The 15,765-nt window shown below is 52.4% G+C and carries 14 protein-coding genes; 6 read left to right on the top strand and 8 right to left on the bottom strand.

Annotated features, from left to right (window positions below; translation table 11 throughout):
- Positions 1 to 6 precede the first annotated feature (6 nt).
- From IPQ00_09635 to IPQ00_09625, 3 genes are all read left to right on the top strand, one after another.
- Positions 7 to 1,395, top strand: coding sequence for an FAD-dependent monooxygenase (locus IPQ00_09635; GenBank protein ID MBL0240820.1), 1,389 nt, complete (start codon positions 7 to 9; stop codon positions 1,393 to 1,395).
- 65 nt (positions 1,396 to 1,460) lie between these two features.
- A complete protein-coding gene (locus IPQ00_09630; GenBank protein MBL0240819.1) occupies positions 1,461 to 4,400 on the top strand; it encodes a hypothetical protein in 2,940 nt (979 codons plus the stop codon).
- Positions 4,400 to 5,197: a cyclase family protein gene (locus IPQ00_09625; GenBank protein ID MBL0240818.1), complete on the top strand. Its 798-nt coding sequence runs from the start codon at positions 4,400 to 4,402 to the stop codon at positions 5,195 to 5,197. Before IPQ00_09630 ends, IPQ00_09625 begins: the two co-directional genes overlap by 1 nt.
- Positions 5,198 to 5,285: 88 nt before the next feature.
- Here IPQ00_09625 and IPQ00_09620 read toward each other — a convergent pair whose 3' ends face one another.
- From IPQ00_09620 to aroA, 8 genes are all read right to left on the bottom strand, one after another.
- Positions 5,286 to 6,179, bottom strand: a complete 894-nt coding sequence (locus IPQ00_09620) for a TIGR01777 family protein (protein ID MBL0240817.1) — start codon at positions 6,177 to 6,179, stop codon at positions 5,286 to 5,288.
- 86 nt (positions 6,180 to 6,265) lie between these two features.
- Entirely contained in the window at positions 6,266 to 6,622 is a 357-nt protein-coding gene (locus IPQ00_09615; GenBank protein MBL0240816.1) for a cytochrome c, read from the bottom strand.
- Positions 6,623 to 6,667: 45 nt separating this feature from the next.
- Positions 6,668 to 8,260, bottom strand: a complete 1,593-nt coding sequence (locus tag IPQ00_09610) for a long-chain fatty acid--CoA ligase (GenBank protein MBL0240815.1) — start codon at positions 8,258 to 8,260, stop codon at positions 6,668 to 6,670.
- Between the two features lie 43 nt (positions 8,261 to 8,303).
- On the bottom strand, positions 8,304 to 9,887 hold the full coding sequence (gene nadB / locus IPQ00_09605) for an L-aspartate oxidase (GenBank protein MBL0240814.1): 1,584 nt from the start codon (positions 9,885 to 9,887) through the stop codon (positions 8,304 to 8,306).
- A gap of 98 nt (positions 9,888 to 9,985) precedes the next feature.
- Entirely contained in the window at positions 9,986 to 10,360 is a 375-nt protein-coding gene (locus IPQ00_09600) for a LysM peptidoglycan-binding domain-containing protein (protein MBL0240813.1), read from the bottom strand.
- Positions 10,361 to 10,378: 18 nt separating this feature from the next.
- Positions 10,379 to 10,852: a BON domain-containing protein gene (locus tag IPQ00_09595; GenBank protein ID MBL0240812.1), complete on the bottom strand. Its 474-nt coding sequence runs from the start codon at positions 10,850 to 10,852 to the stop codon at positions 10,379 to 10,381.
- 174 nt (positions 10,853 to 11,026) lie between these two features.
- Positions 11,027 to 11,542 carry a shikimate kinase gene (locus tag IPQ00_09590; GenBank protein ID MBL0240811.1) on the bottom strand — a complete coding sequence of 172 codons (516 nt, stop codon included), beginning with the start codon at positions 11,540 to 11,542 and terminating at the stop codon, positions 11,027 to 11,029.
- Positions 11,543 to 11,548: 6 nt separating this feature from the next.
- Entirely contained in the window at positions 11,549 to 12,841 is a 1,293-nt protein-coding gene (gene aroA / locus IPQ00_09585; GenBank protein MBL0240810.1) for a 3-phosphoshikimate 1-carboxyvinyltransferase, read from the bottom strand.
- Positions 12,842 to 12,915: 74 nt separating this feature from the next.
- Here aroA and IPQ00_09580 point away from each other — a divergent pair, with 74 nt between their 5' ends.
- The 3 genes from IPQ00_09580 (at position 12,916) to IPQ00_09570 (ending at position 15,725) form a co-directional block, all read left to right on the top strand.
- A complete protein-coding gene (locus tag IPQ00_09580; protein MBL0240809.1) occupies positions 12,916 to 13,326 on the top strand; it encodes an ATP-binding protein in 411 nt (136 codons plus the stop codon).
- Between the two features lie 86 nt (positions 13,327 to 13,412).
- Positions 13,413 to 13,760 carry an STAS domain-containing protein gene (locus IPQ00_09575; GenBank protein ID MBL0240808.1) on the top strand — a complete coding sequence of 116 codons (348 nt, stop codon included), beginning with the start codon at positions 13,413 to 13,415 and terminating at the stop codon, positions 13,758 to 13,760.
- Positions 13,761 to 13,934: 174 nt separating this feature from the next.
- Entirely contained in the window at positions 13,935 to 15,725 is a 1,791-nt protein-coding gene (locus IPQ00_09570) for a hypothetical protein (protein MBL0240807.1), read from the top strand.
- The last annotated feature ends 40 nt before the right edge of the window (positions 15,726 to 15,765 follow it).

Raw genomic sequence — 15,765 nt, 5'->3', positions numbered from 1 at the left:
ACGTAAATGGTACAGAATAGACGTGTAACGATAATCGGTGCCGGGCTAGCGGGTTCACTCCTCGCGATCAACCTTTCCAAACGCGGCATCGAAGTGGATGTTTACGAGGCCCGGGGCGATATGCGCCTCGAATCGGTCGCCGCCGGCCGATCGATCAATCTCGCGTTGTCCGATCGCGGCATCGCGGCGCTTCGCGAGGTTGGGATGGATGAGTATATGCTCGCCGAGGCGATCCCGATGTACGGACGGATGATCCATAGCGTCGATGGTTCGACTCGTTTGCTGCCGTATTCGGGCCGTAAGGGTGAGTACATCAACTCGGTTTCACGCGCGGGATTGAACATAGCGTTGATCAACGAAGCTGCAAAATATGAAGGTGTGAAATTTCACTTCAACGCTCGATGCATTGATTTTGACTGCAAGTCCGGCGAAGCGAAATTCTCAAATGGTGAGGTTGCCAATGCCGACACCGTCATCGCGACCGACGGTGCCGGATCGGCCGTGCGGAACGCAATGCAGCACGGCGGCGTCGAGCGTTTTGATTTCTCGCAAAAATGGCTTGATCACGGTTACAAGGAACTCCATATCCCGCCCGCACCGTCCGACAAACTTCAGTTTGTCGAACCCAACGCTAGCAGCGACAAACTAAAGTTTGTCGGACAGTTTCAGATCGAGAAAAACGCACTCCACATATGGCCGCGAAACAAGTTTATGATGATCGCCCTGCCGAACTTCGATGGGAGCTTTACCTGTACGCTGTTTTTTGCGCACAAAGGCGAAAATTCGTTTGAACAGTTGCGGGATGAAAATTCGGTTCGGGAGTTTTTCGGGCGTGAGTTTCCGGATGCGGTTCCGCTTATGCCGACTTTGATCGAAGATTTCATAGCTAATCCGACCGGCAATCTCGGCACGATCAAGTGTTTCCCGTGGAATGCCGGCGGTAAGGCTCTGTTGCTTGGCGATTCTGCTCACGCGGTGGTGCCATTTTATGGGCAGGGAATGAACTGTGCATTCGAAGACGTGCGGATCCTCGACCAGCTTGTTGGGAAGCACGGCACCGACTGGCAAACGGTTTACGAGGAGTATGGCGAACTGCGAAAGGTAAATACTGATGCGATCGCCGATATGGCCGAGGAGAATTTCTACGAAATGCGCGATGCAGTTGCGGACCCTGTGTTTCTAAGAAAGCGCGAACTTGAGACAAAACTCGAACAGACATACCCAGACTATTTTTCTAAGTATTCGATGGTGACCTTTCGCGAAGATCTTCCATATTCGCTGGCTAAGTCAAAGGGCAACGCACAGGATCAGTTGCTAATGGAGATATGTGCCGGCGTGGAAAACGTCGTTGATGTCGATATAGAGCAAACAATGCAGCGTCTGCGGAGCTTATAACAATGAAAAAGTCCTTGTATCTACGGGCGATCGCTCTGAGCCTTTCGCTCCTTTCTTGGTCGGGGATGCTTTTTGCGCAAATGCCGCCATTTACAGTTGCTCCGGCACCTTGGAATGCGGACCAATTTGGCAATATCCGAGCTGTCGTTAATGTAGAGGCCGCCGAAAAGACGGCGTTTGCCCGGATCGAATGGCGGCGTCGGGACATTGATCCGGCAGAAAAGGCGATCATTGTAACGACCTCCGGCGGGCGACGTGTGGCGACGGTTTCGTTCGGAACAATAAACCGGGAATACGGCGAGGTATATTTCGAGCCGCTGGCCGGCCCGGGTATCTATTACATTTACTATTTGCCGTACACAAAATCGGGGAGTGCCAATTACCCCAAGGATTTTTATCCGAAACCCGCACCGGGAACAGGTGCAAATTCTTTTGTTGCGGGCACTCCGGTCGACAAAGCCAGGGTCGTCGAGATCCAGTCGGTTGACGCGTTCAATTCGTTCTATCCGATGGAGGTAATCGCGACGGCCGCTGAGACCGACGCGTTGGCAAAGGCGAACGCTACGAAAGACTTTGTCGTGTTTCCTGAGGACCGGATGTTTCCGATCAAGATGACGGATGACCTGCCACAGCGTTGGATCGAACGCGGGCCGCAAAGCAGTTTTTCAGGCGACGCCCGCCGCGGCGAATTTTACGCTTTTCAGTTCGGGGTTTACGCACTCAGATCGATCGAAAATGTCCGCGTCGATTTCACCGACCTAAAAGCCGCGAACGGGACGAAACTCTCTGCGACAAACGTCGCGTGTATCAATACCGACGGCGTCTCCTATGACGCCAAGCCTTTTACCACGTCCGTTTCTGTCGAAATGGGCAAGGTACAAGCGATGTGGTGTGCCCTCGACGTGCCGTTGGCCGCAGCAACCGGCGTTTACAAAGGCGCCGCGACGATCACCGCGAACAACTCGGCCCCGCAGACCGTGGATCTTATCTTTCACATCGCCAAAGAGGTCGCCGTTAACAGCGGTTTCAATGAGCCCGAGAAAATGACGCGGCTCAAGTGGCTCAATTCGACGCTGGCTCAAGAAAACACGGTCATCCCGCCGTACACGCCGATCGTCGTAAAGGGTAACGAGATCAGTATTCTTGGTCGTAGTATGACCCTCAGCAACGATGGCTTACCCGGTTCGATCGCGACGCGATTTAGTCCCGAGATGACATCAATGTCAGATTATACGCCGGTCCTCAAACATCCGATGTCCTTCTCGGTAGTCGACAAGGATGGCCTCGAGTTCGCCCCGATGCCGAGGTCGGTTAGTTTTACGGAGAAGACGCCGGGAACCGTCAAATGGAGAGCATCGACAAAGTATTCCAACGTCCTGATGGACGTCGATGGCTCGATGGAGTTCGACGGCTTTGTCGCCTACACGGTCAAACTCACGGCGATCGACGACATTAGCCTCAGCGACATACGTCTCAATATCCCGTATGCCAAGGACGCTGCGAAATATATGATGGGCCTCGGCGAAAAAGGCAGGGCGACGCCGCCGTTCCTGAGGTGGAAATGGGAGGTGGCGACCAAAAATCAGGACGGAGCGTGGCTTGGCGGCGTCAACGCGGGACTGCAGTTCTCGCTCCGCGATGAGAAATACGCGAGGCCGTTAAATACAAATTTTTACCTGCAAAAACCGCTTCTGCTGCCGGCATCGTGGGGCAACGGCGGAAACGGCGGCATCGATATCGACGGCAGCTCAGAAACCACTACATCGGTTAGGGCGTATAGCGGCCCGCGGATGATGAAGAAGGGCGATGTGCTGTATTACAACTTTAACCTGCTCATCACGCCGTTTCACGCTATCGACACTGACTGGCAGTGGGCGAATCGCTTTTATCACAAATACACGCCGATCGACGAGATCAAAAAGACAGGTGCGACGGTAATTAATATCCATCACGCCAACGCGATCAACCCTTACATTAATTACCCGTTCATCGCTCACAAGGAGATGAAGCAGTACATCGACGAGGCTCACTCGAAGGGGATGAAGGTTAAGATCTATAACACCGTCCGCGAGCTTTCTAATCACGCATACGAACTACCGGCACTCCGCAGCCTCGGGCACGAGATCTTTTCGGGCGGCAAAGGCGGCGGGTTCTCGTGGCTGCAAGAACACGTCGGCGACGACTATATCGCGGCGTGGTTCGTGCCCGAACTGAAGGACGCGGCGATCGTCAACAGCGGCGTCAGTCGTTGGCATAACTACTACGTCGAGGGGATGAATTGGCTCACGCAAAACGTCGGGATCGACGGCATCTATCTGGATGACGTCGCATTTGACCGCGTGACGATGAAACGCGTAAAGCGTGTTTTGACCAATGGCGGGCATCCGGGGATCGTCGATCTGCACTCGGCAAATCAATTCAATAAGAACGACGGATTTAACAATTCGGCGATGCTCTATATGGAGCATTTCCCTTACTTAAATCGCCTGTGGTTTGGCGAGTATTTTGATTACGAAAACAATTCACCCGATTTTTTCCTTACCGAGGTCTCAGGCATTCCGTTCGGACTGATGGGCGAAATGCTCGAAAAAGGTGGTAATCCGTGGCGGGGAATGATCTACGGAATGACCAATCGAATGCCTTGGTCCGACAATGCCGACCCGCGGCCGATCTGGAAAGTCTGGGACGATTTTGGGATGCAGGGAACGGAGATGTTCGGCTATTGGTCGCCGAACTGCCCGGTCCATACGAACGACCCGAAGGTCCTCGCTACGGTCTATCGCAAAAAGGGAGCTGCCTTGGTGTCCATTGCTACTTGGGCTGCAAATGATGCTGATATCCAATTATATATTGACTGGATTGCACTGGGAATCGACCCGTCAAAGGCCTCGATCATCGCGCCCGAAATTGTGGGATTACAAAAAGCTGCGAATCTTTCGGCGGACGCAAAGATCCGCGTTGATAAAAACAAGGGGATTTTACTGGTGATAAAACAGATAAATTAATGATGCTGTCGATAGAATTAAATGGATCGATGTTGAATTTTGACGCATTTTCTCCGATCGATATCTCGATGCCGCTTCGTTTCAACGGTCCGCAGGCGAACGCGTACGGCGTAGATTCGGCGACGGCACAACCCTGCCAAGCCGGAGAAATCGTCGGCGATACACGCCTTGGCGGCAGCGTCAATTTTGAACAATATTCATTAATCCCACATTGTAACGGCACTCACACAGAATGTGTCGGACATATCACGGATGAGCGGATCTCAGTTCGGGATTGTTTGCGGGATGTGATGGTACCGGCCTTTTTAGTTACGTTGGAACCGGAGAACGGCGTATTAGTGAGATCGTCGTTGGAAAAGGTCATTGAAGCTGTTACTTACGGGCTTGATCCGAATACGAGGGTGTTGGAGGCCAGCTCTCCGGCATTGATCGTGCGGACATTGCCGAATGATGACAGCAAATTGACGCGAAGCTACGGAGTGGGCAACATTCCGCCGTACTTTACCGCGGATTCGATGGAATATATCGTTCAGTGCGGATTCAAGCATCTGCTCGTCGACCTGCCGTCCATCGATCGCATTTTTGACGAAGGAAAACTGATTAATCACCGGATCTTTTGGAACGTTGAGGTGGGCTCTCGTGAAACACATACGGCTACGCGTATATATAGCACGATCACCGAACTCATTTACGTTCCGAACGAAGTTTCGGACGGTGTATATCTCCTAAATCTCCAGATCGCGCCATTTGCCACCGACGCTGCCCCAAGCCGGCCGATGTTGTTGAAGCAACTGTAGCCAGAGCTTAACGTGGATCACGCAAATGGGAGATGAATGAATCAATTCATCTCCCATCTGCACTTTTCTAATTGGATATACGGTACTTTTATTTAACCGCGTTCTCGATGGCGGCCTTTAGGTCAGGGAACTGAAACTTAAACCCGGCGTCGATCAGGCGCTTTGGCAACACCTTTGTACTGGCAAGCAGTAGAGCATCGCCCATCTCGCCGAAGATCATACTGACTGCAAACTCGGGTAATGGCAGAAACGTTGGTCGGTAGAGAACCTCGCCGAGTGTCTTGGTAAACTCCTGATTCGTCACCGGATTTGGCGACACTGCATTGACGGCACCGCGAATGTTCTCGTTTTCGATCGCGTAGTTAATGATCGCGACCTCGTCATCCAGAGAGATCCAGCTCATCCATTGCTTGCCGCTGCCGACCACACCGCCGACGCCCAGTTTGAAGGGCAAGAGCATTGTCGAGAGAGCCCCGCCGTCCTTGGACAAAACAATACCCGTGCGTAGAAGAACCGTCCGAATTCCGGCGTCTTCGGCCCTGCGAGATTCGACCTCCCAATCCTTAGCGACACTTGCGAGAAAATTATCGCCCGCAGCCGAAGTCTCGTTGACCTCTTCTTCGCCGCGCTCTCCATAAAATCCAATTGCCGACGACGCAATAAACGTCTTTGGCTTGTCTTTTAACTTCGAGATCGCATCGACGACGTTTCTCGTACCGAACACGCGGCTATCGCGGATCGCCTTTTTCTTTTCGTCGGTCCACCGCAATCCGCCGACATTCTCTCCGGCAAGATGGACAACAACGTCGAGGCCCTCGAGTTTCTCGGGGTTCGCAAAACCGTCGTCGATACTCCATTTTACGTGTTGCTCATCGATCGGATCCTTGCGTGAGGCAAGGAGCATCTCGTAACCCTTTTCCGCAAATAAACTTTGGAGGGCCTGACCGACCAAACCCGTCGCTCCGGTGATAAGTACTTTCATATAGTTTATTTTATTCTCACAGCGGCTCGAATGATACCATTAAGATAAAAAAACGATGATCTATTGCGCAATGCTCGTCTTTGCCGCTATTTCGAGTTCTCTCTCAAACGATTGTGTATCAGGTCAGCGAGGAGTTTGATCTCACGGTCGGTAAGTTGGTCGCGAAAGGGCACCATTCCGTTGCCGCCGTTCGCAATTTGATTGTAGATCTCGGCTTCGGACTTAAACTTGAAATCCCCCGAGCGAAGACTAGGAATGACCTTGCCCTCAACGGTCTTTCCGTTTCCCTCGGGTCCGTGACAGATAGAGCATTGCTGCCGGAAAAGCGATGCTTCGTAAGTTTTACTGTCGGCGATGACAAAGCCTTCCTGTTTTGTTCCAGAACAGGCGATAGCAAAAAGTGAGGAAATGACGAGAATTAAAGCGACCTTAAGATAAAACATAAAGATTTAGTTTCACTCATAGCGGCCGCGAACGCAATCGGCAGATCAAGCTGACTCTTCCTTGAGAGCTCGTTTGAATATCTTGCCGGTGCCGCCGATCGGAAGTGAATCGCGAAACTCGACGTGTCTCGGGTATTTATTGGCGGCAAATTGTGTTTTGCACCAGTCGGTAAATTCTGCGACCGACAATTCACATCCGGGCCTAAGCACGACAAATGCTTTAACTTCTTCGCCAAGTCGCTCGTCCGGCACGCCGATCACCGCACACAGGGACACTAGCGGATGAGTGATGATCACTTCCTCGAGTTCGCGGGGATAAATGTTGTAACCACCGCGGAGGATCATATCCTTTTTTCGGTCTACGATGGACAGGTAGCCATCCTCGTCCAGAATCCCGATGTCGCCGGTGTGAAACCAACCATTACGAAAAGCTTCGGCCGTTGCCTCCGGGCGTTTGTAATATCCTTTCATTACGTTGGTCCCGCGAATGACGATCTCACCGCGTTGGCCACGCGGAACCTCTCTATCGTCGTCGTCAAAACAGCGCACATCGACGCCAAAGATCTGTTGTCCGACTTTTCCAGGTTTCGACGGACGCTCAAAGTGGTTAAAGCAGGCTAGCGGTGAGGTTTCTGAGAGGCCGTAACCCTCCATCACGCGAACACCGAAACGCTCCTGAAACTCCTTCATCACTTCGACCGGCATCGGGGCACCGCCAGAGGAGCAAACCTTCATTGTTTCGCGAATCCGGCTGATGTCATAGCCGGTCTCGTCCACGTATCGAAGCAGTGCCCAATACATTGTCGGCACACCGACCCAGAAATTTACGCGTTCGGCGACCATCGCGTCGAGCGTCGCCTGTGGGTCGAACCTTGGCAGTAGGATAATTCGGTGTCCCGCATAGATCTGCGTGTTCATCTGCACGGTCTGTCCGGTCGTGTGAAACAGTGGCAGCGTGATCAGACACGTCTTTTGCTCGCCGTCGGTAAAATCGAGCATCGGCAAATGTATCAAAAACGTTGTCGTTACATTGGAATACAGATTTAAGTGCGTGAGTTCGGCACCCTTTGGTTGGCCCGTTGTCCCCGACGTATAGAGGATCGCGCAGGTGTCGTCGGGGCGAGTCGGAAAAATATCGAATTTCTCGGACTTGTCGAAAGTTATTTGGGTCAGGGTTTCGTGGTCGGCGAGCGGACTTGGGTCCATCAGGCCCTTGGTCATCACGATCAGCTTTTCGCAAGTTGGTACCTGATCGAAAGCTTCCTTTACCGTATCAGCTAGCGGCAATTCATCGGTTCCTTCGAAGACAAAAATAGCCTTGGCGTCCGAGTCCGAGAGATGATAGGCGATCTCGCGCGGCTTGAATAGCACATTCAACGGCACGACCGCCGCCCCAACCTTCATAATGCCGTAATACACTATCGGAAAAAACGGAAGGTTTGGGCAGCAGAGGGCGACCTTATCGCCATAGCCGATGCCCATTTCGACCAGAGCATTTGCTACTCGATTCGATAAGCCGTCGATCTCGCCGTATGTCAATCGGACGTCGCCGCAAACGAACGCTTCTTTTTGGGGAGCAAGCCGAGCGTGATGAGAGACGATCGACGCCAGATTTAAGGTGGTAGCCGTATTTTGCATTTATTGATCGGTGCCGGAGAAATTTAGGTTTGCTCGATTTTAATTACACTTTCGAGGATATGTCAAAGTCCATCTGTTCGGCGGCCGCGATCGGCTTGCCGATCGTCTGTACCGAATGATGCCGCCACTCATCGTGCTGATCCGGAAAATCTGTTCGAAAATGCCCGCCCCGAGACTCTTCACGCCAGAGTGCGGCGGTTGCTACGAGTGTGGCAAGCGTAACGAAGTTTCGGGATGATGTACTTAGATTTCCCGATGATATTTGGGCAAATTCATTAAGAGCACGCTCCAGCGAGGTGCGGTCGCGCAGGATGCCGACGCGCTCCCACATTACTCGCTTGATGCGCTTGCTCACGGCAGTCGATAGCGATGCCTGCTTCTCTGAAACTGCCTTTTCATCCGCCAAACTGCTAGAGACGCTCATTCCCGACAGCGACGCCGAATCCTCGATAGCGGCCCGCCCCGCACGTGCGCCGAACACAAGTCCCTCAAGTAATGAGTTTGACGCCAACCGATTGGCACCGTGTACGCCCGTGCAAGTTACCTCGCCGGCCGCGTAAAGGCCCGGAACGGTAGTTCGGCCCCAAAGGTCAGTTCGTATGCCACCCATACAGTAGTGCGATGCAGGTGATACGGGCAGCGGGTCCTTGGTTATATCGAGGCCGTAAAATTTGCAGGTCTCATAGATCTTGGGAAAGCGATGCCGCAAAAATTCTCCGTCAAGAGCGGTCATATCCAACAGCACATTTCGTGTTCCGGTGCGACGCATCTCGGCCACGATCGACCGCGAAACGATATCACGCGGTGCAAGTTCGGCTCGCTCGTCATAATTCGGCATAAACCGCTCGCCGAATTTGTTTCGCAGAATGCCGCCCTCACCGCGCATTGCTTCGCTCAGGAGGAATCTAGGAGCATCAGCGATATTAAGAGCCGTTGGATGAAACTGGATGAACTCCATATCGGCCATTTCAGCACCGGCATAATAAGCCATTGCCATCCCGTCGCCGGTCGCAACCGGAGGATTTGTAGTGTGCTGATAAAGCTGTCCGGCACCGCCGGTGCATAGGATCACAGCCCGGGCAAAAACGTCACGCGGAGTACGCAGGATCGGATCGAGAAAGCGGACGCCGACGCACCTGCCGTCGCGGATGATCAGGCTCTCGGTATTGGCAAATGGGGTGATGTCGATCGATCTCTCCTGACCGGCACGGGCGATCAGGGCACGAACAAATTCAGCACCGGTCGAATCTCCGTTCGCGTGGATGATACGTCGGCGCGAGTGTGCCGCTTCTTGGGTGAAGATCAGTTTGCCGCCGTCACGATCGAATCTTGTGCCCCATTCGATCAACTGCTTGATATAAACCGTACCCTCAGTGACGAGTGTCGCAACCGCGGTCGGATCGCAAAGTCCGGCACCGGCGATCAGTGTATCGCCCTCGTGGAGTTCGGCATTGTCGTCCTCAGAAAGAACAACCGCGACTCCGCCCTGGGCATATTCGGTGTTCGACTCGCTGGCCTTGTCCTTAGTCAAGACGGTGACCCGGGCACCGCTTTTAGCAAGCTCGATCGATGACCTAAGTCCAGCCACGCCGCTGCCAATGACGATAAAATCCGTTTCGAATGACATTGTCGAAATTGTATTAAATTACTGCCCAGGTTGCGAGCAAAGAAAAAGGCCTGCTCACCGAAATGAGCAGGCCGGACTAGCATTTGAAGATCCGCGAGTTAGGGAATCTTCAATTCCTGTCCCGGATAGATCTTGTCCGGGTGATTGAGGATGTCGCGATTAGCATCCCAGATGGCCTTCCACGCAACGCCGTACTTTGATCCGATCTTGCTCAGGCTGTCGCCTGAAACCACCGTGTACGTATTAGCACCGCCGCCCGCATCGCCGGCACCGGTCGAAACGTTAAGGATGAGATCGCTCGACTGAAAATCAGGATCGATCCGCTCGTACTCTGTCCAAAGCTGTGCTTTGGCTTCGTCGCTCGGAGCAGTTCCCGTGACGTGAAGCACGCCGTCGCCTTCGGCCAACTCGTAGGTTGTTCCGTTAGCATTGGCGAGTTCCAGAAGTGTTTGGTATTTCTCTTGTAATGACATAATTCCTCCGTTATTCGCCTATTTGTTGAGGTTGTTGATAACCTTCTTCGGTTTTGCTTCGTTAGCGGTCATCATGATCTCGGCAACCTTAGCCTTGTCCACGGTTCCGCTCAGTGTAACTTCGCCATCCTTAACGGCTACGGTAACTCCTGCAATTCCTTTCTTTTTGAGTGCCTCGTTGACGCTGCCTTCGATCATTTTATCGGGTGACGGCGGTTCCGGCGTCGGCATCGGCTTGAGCGTCAGTTTGTTATCAACTGATTTGATGCCTTCGACCTTGGCTGAGGTTTCGGCCTTTGTCTTTACGGTGATGTCTGCGACTTCGCCCGTCAGGGTAGCGACAGCGTCCTTGACGGCCACGGTTACGCCTACGACCTTGTCGGCGGTGAGCTTATCCTGAACTGCTTTCTGCAGATCAGCATCGCTCTTGCCGCAAGCACTCATAAAGAGGGCAAGGGCCAAAGTGAAAAGTGTTAAAGCTTTGATTTTCATTTTTCCTCCAGAAAAATTGTCTAATATTCGCATACCAATAATCGCAAATGCGTTCGGCACTTGTTCGATCGTGTCTAATAATATCTCCCCACCATTCAGATGTGGATAACTAGTTTTCTAGTAAATCAATCTTGATAGATTACAAACTAATTTTCAACACCAGACCGTCAATATTTACGAAAATATTTGTTCGATGATCTGTTTGGCAACGTCAAATGACGTACTGTCCGGACGAACCACAAAATGCCAATCAGCGAGGGCATAATGTTGTTGTCTTTGTTGAAATAGTTCGAATGCCCGCTTTTTGTCGCGGGCGAGCGGCCGATCTTTTCGCGAAAATGCAACATTTAGCCAGCAATGTTCAAAAGTCGATTCAAGCCAAACGCTGGTCAAGCCCGACCTCTTGATGATTTCTCGGTTTCGCTCGAGTGTCCACGTTCCGCCGCCGAGCGACAGCACTCGGAGGTCAGGTCTGTCGAGCGCTTCCTGCAAATAGCGGGATTCGATGTCGCGAAATGCCGGTTCGCCTTCGGCGTCGATTATCTGGGCGACCGTGCGCCTTTCACCGTATTCGAGTTCGTGGTCCAGGTCGACACGTTTTGACTTGATCAGGTGCGCGACGTGTCGGGCGACGCTGGATTTGCCGACACCCATAAAACCGGTGAGTACGATTCTTTGTTCCTTGTTCATTCTCGACTATGAGATTACGACACTTTTAAGCGTTTCAAAGAATCCGGGAAACGAAACATCGACGCAATCCGCGTCGACGATCTCGGTTTCACCGATAGCAAACGACGCGGCGACCGCAAAGGCCATTGCTATACGATGGTCTCCATAAGAGTTGATACGGGCTCCGTGAAGTTGCGAATGAGCGACCCGGAGACCGTCGTCGAACTCAACGACATCGGCACCCATTGACCGCAGGCCTTCGACAACGGTCCTTATGCGGTCAGATTCCTTGACCCTCAATTCTCCTGCACCGCGGATCTCCAGGCCTTGGCCCATTTGTGTTCCGAGGACCGCAAGTACCGGGATCTCATCAATAATATTGGCGATCAACGGTCCGTCGAGTAATAACGGGGCGGCGGCGGTTAGACGTTGTCGTGAACCCCGAACGACGATATCGCCGACCGGTTCACCGCATTCGACTCGCTCGTCGGTGATCGAAAGGTCAACTCCGGTTCGTCGCAAAACGTCAATTATTCCGGTTCGAGAGGGATTTAGGCCGATGCTCTCCAGCGTCAAGGCCGAACCCTCAAGACTCGCCGCGGCGACCATAAAGAATGCCGCCGAAGATATATCTCCGGGCACCGAGAAAGATCGTGCTGAAAGCATTTGTCCGCCCTTGATCGAGATAGCCCCAGGAATCGAAGTGTCGATCTCGGCTCCAAACCATCGCAGCATTCGTTCGGTATGGTCGCGGGTCGGAACCGGTTCTATGACTTCGGTCGTGCCTTCAGCACCGATTCCGGCCAGTAGCAAACAGGACTTGATCTGAGCGGACGCTATCCGAAGCTCGTGCCTGGTGCCCGATAGCGGCCTGCCCGGCGTGACCACAAGCGGAGCTTTTCCGTTATTAGATGAGATTTCCGCCCCCATTTCTTCTAGCGGTTCGATTACGCGGTTCATCGGCCGTGACGAGAGCGATTCGTCACCGATCAAAGCGGCGCCGACCTGCCGCCCGGCAAGGATGCCCGACATAAGCCGCATCGTGGTGCCGCTATTACCGCAATCAAGCGGCGAATCAGGCCGTGTGAATGGGCGGCCGGCGACCGTAACATCATTTCCCGATCGTGTGATCTCACAACCAAGCGAAGCGAGACAGTCGAGCGTCGAGCCGCAATCGGAGCTAGCCGCGAAATTGCTGATCGTCGAAGTTCCGCTGGCCATCGCGGCAAACATCGCCGCCCGGTGGGATATCGATTTATCACCGGGCAATCGTAACGTGCCGGTGAGGCTTTTGGCAGGATGAACAAACATTAGTATCATTTTAATAGGAAAGGGTGGCGTTTGTCTTGACACGTTGCCGTTTCAGCCCGTAACTTACTGAACATATAACTATCGTGACTGAAACCGTTCAACTTACACTGCCTAGTAGGATCGAGTCCGTCGACGAAGCGGCCGCCGGAGCTGAAAGCTTTGCCAAAGCAGCGGGCCTCGCCGATGATATGATCTTTGCGATCGATCTCGCTGTTCGCGAATCGGTTGCGAATGCAATTAAACACGGCAATAAATTTGACGGATCAAAGGTCGTCGAGGTAACACTCGACCAAACTTCCGTCGGTGTCGAGATCAAAGTTCGGGACTACGGATCAGGGTTTCGGCCAGAGGATATTCCGGATCCGACCGATCGGGAAAATCTGCTTAAAGCAAATGGCCGCGGTATCCTCTTTATGAGGTCATTTATGGACGAGGTAGAATGGTCCAATGCGGACGGCGGCGGATTGATCGTAACAATGGTCAAAAAGCGATAAATTCCGAGAGCTACGTGGACTTTTAGATTAATGTTGGTCTAAAATCAGCTTTCATATAATTTCGAAGTTAAAAACAGGAGATAAAAATGGCAGATATTACTATTACTGAACGGCAGGCGGGTGATGTGACGATCCTCGACCTCGACGGCAAGGTCACGATCGGCGAGGGTAGCGTTGCTCTTCGCGGAACAATTCGTCGCGTCCTTGGCGAAGGCAAGACCAAACTGCTCTTGAATTTGGGCCGCGTCGGCTATATCGATTCAAGCGGCATCGGCGAACTGGTCTCGAGCTTTACTGCCGTGAATAAAGAGGGCGGGACACTCAAACTCTTGAATTTGACCGAAAAAATCCAAGACCTTTTGGCCATTACCAAGTTGTTGACCGTTTTCGACGTTTTTGAAAACGAGGCTGACGCTCTGAGCAGCTTTTCCTAAAGAACAGGCTCCGTTTTTGGCGGCAAATTGGGATAAAGGATGAAATTCGTTTCTCCTTTATCCTTTGTTTTATTACCTTGCCGTGCATCCCAGAGTTAAATAAATTCATCTTTTTTAATTGGGCTGCAACTAGCGTGACGATTTGATTGGAATTAAGGCTCGGCCCTGAATTAAATGCGAAAAATCTTAATACTGATATTGGTAGCCGTAGTTTCGGCAGTTGGTTATGGCCAAAACGCTTCGGCGGGAATGGACGTTTCGAATTACGGCGTGAAGATCGGTCCGGACAAACGAGTGCTGGTGGTGCTGTCCGCACTTGAAATGGCCCGGATCAAGAATAGCGACGGGCAGGAAGTGAAATTGATCAACACGACATTGTCCGAAAAGGGTTCGAAATTTCGCGAACGCCTGCTTCAGGATATGGCCGGAATGAACGAGGACCTACGCCAGCGGATCTCAGTTTTTGTCACGCAGTATAAAAAACGCCGCCCCACCGCGACTGATGTAGAATTGGTCTCGCCATTTATTTCGATGGCATATACGCTGTCTCCGGTTCCTGAGATGGCTGATCCGGCATACACAGCCGACCTGCCGGGAACATTGCTGGATGTGCTCGATTTTGCTCCGCTAGCTCGCGAATTTTACCGACGGTCCGGCATTAGCGGAAAACTCGATGAATACGTCAAGGACTACCAGTCTGAGGCAAACCAAACGCTGAGATCGTCGACCCGCGAAATGGTCACCGATCTGCTCAACTATTTGCATACGCGGCCTGAAATCTATTATTCCGAAAAGATCAAGATCGAGACGCAAAGGGCAAAAAGTAAAAACACCGTTCTCCAAAAGGTGGAAACCCGCGATTATGAACGCCGATTTATGGTTGTTCCGGAAATGCTTGCACCGGCGGGCAACATTATTTTCCTAAACGTAAAGGACGACTATTATCTCGTTTTACCGCCGGACAAGGATCTCAGTAATACCGATGCACGCCGTGCATTCCTGCAGTATGTGGTCGATCCGCTAGTCTTGAAAAATTCGAAAGATATTGGTTTGATCCGCGAACAGGTGAAGTTGCTTTTGGATGAACGCCGCAAGACCGACCCGTCGATCTCGCCGGATGTGTTTCTGACGATCTCGCGATCGCTCGTTTCGGCGATCGATGCACGGCAGATCGAATTTACACGCTCGCAGATCGCTACCGAACAGGCCCGTGTGAAGATCGAAACGATGAAGACCGTGCCGGAAAAACGTGCGGTCTCAGCCGAACTTGACCGCCAAAAGATCCAATTGGCTGATGAGACCGCATTAATGCTTTCCGATGCATACGAGCGTGGTGCGGTGATGTCGTTCTACTTTGCCGAACAACTAAAAGGTACCGAAAACTCCGGGTTTGATATCGCGTCATCGCTGCGGGAAATGATCGCGACATTTGACGCGTCGAAGGAGATGGACCGCCTCGCCCGCAATGCTGATGCTAAACAGCGTGCCCTTGCGGCCCGTGAGGCCCGCCGAAAAAATCCGATCGCTATCGAGACCGCCGCGGACAATCCGGTGACAAAACGTCTGCTCGATATACAAAAAATGATCGAGGCGCAGGATCTGAACGGAGCAGGCACCGAACTTAAAAAATTGGCAGCGGACAATCCGTCTGAGCCGCGGATCTACTATACGATCGGACGCGTCGCAAGCCTCGCGGCGGCAAGTGTCACTGATCCGGATATCCAGGCCCAAAAGCTACTAGACGCCAAGGTCGCCTACAGCAATGTCCTCCGGACCGCAAAGCAGGATACCGACAAGGCACTTTTGTCGCTGACCTACGTCGCACTGGCACGGATATACGAATTTGCGGGTGAGGATGCTTATGCTCTCCAGCTATATGACAAGGCGATCCAGCTTGACGATATAGCGGGCGGAGCATTCCGCGATGCAATCGCCGGCAAGCAAAATTTGCTGAAAAAGCAGTAGATTCTGCGATTCCTTGAATCTCACGCCAAATCTGTTAACG

This window comes from Chloracidobacterium sp., from assembly GCA_016720705.1.
Classification (GTDB): Bacteria; Acidobacteriota; Blastocatellia; order Pyrinomonadales; family Pyrinomonadaceae; genus OLB17.
The sequence above is the reverse complement of the archived record's forward strand: the minus strand, read 5'-3'. Positions and strand labels throughout refer to the sequence as shown.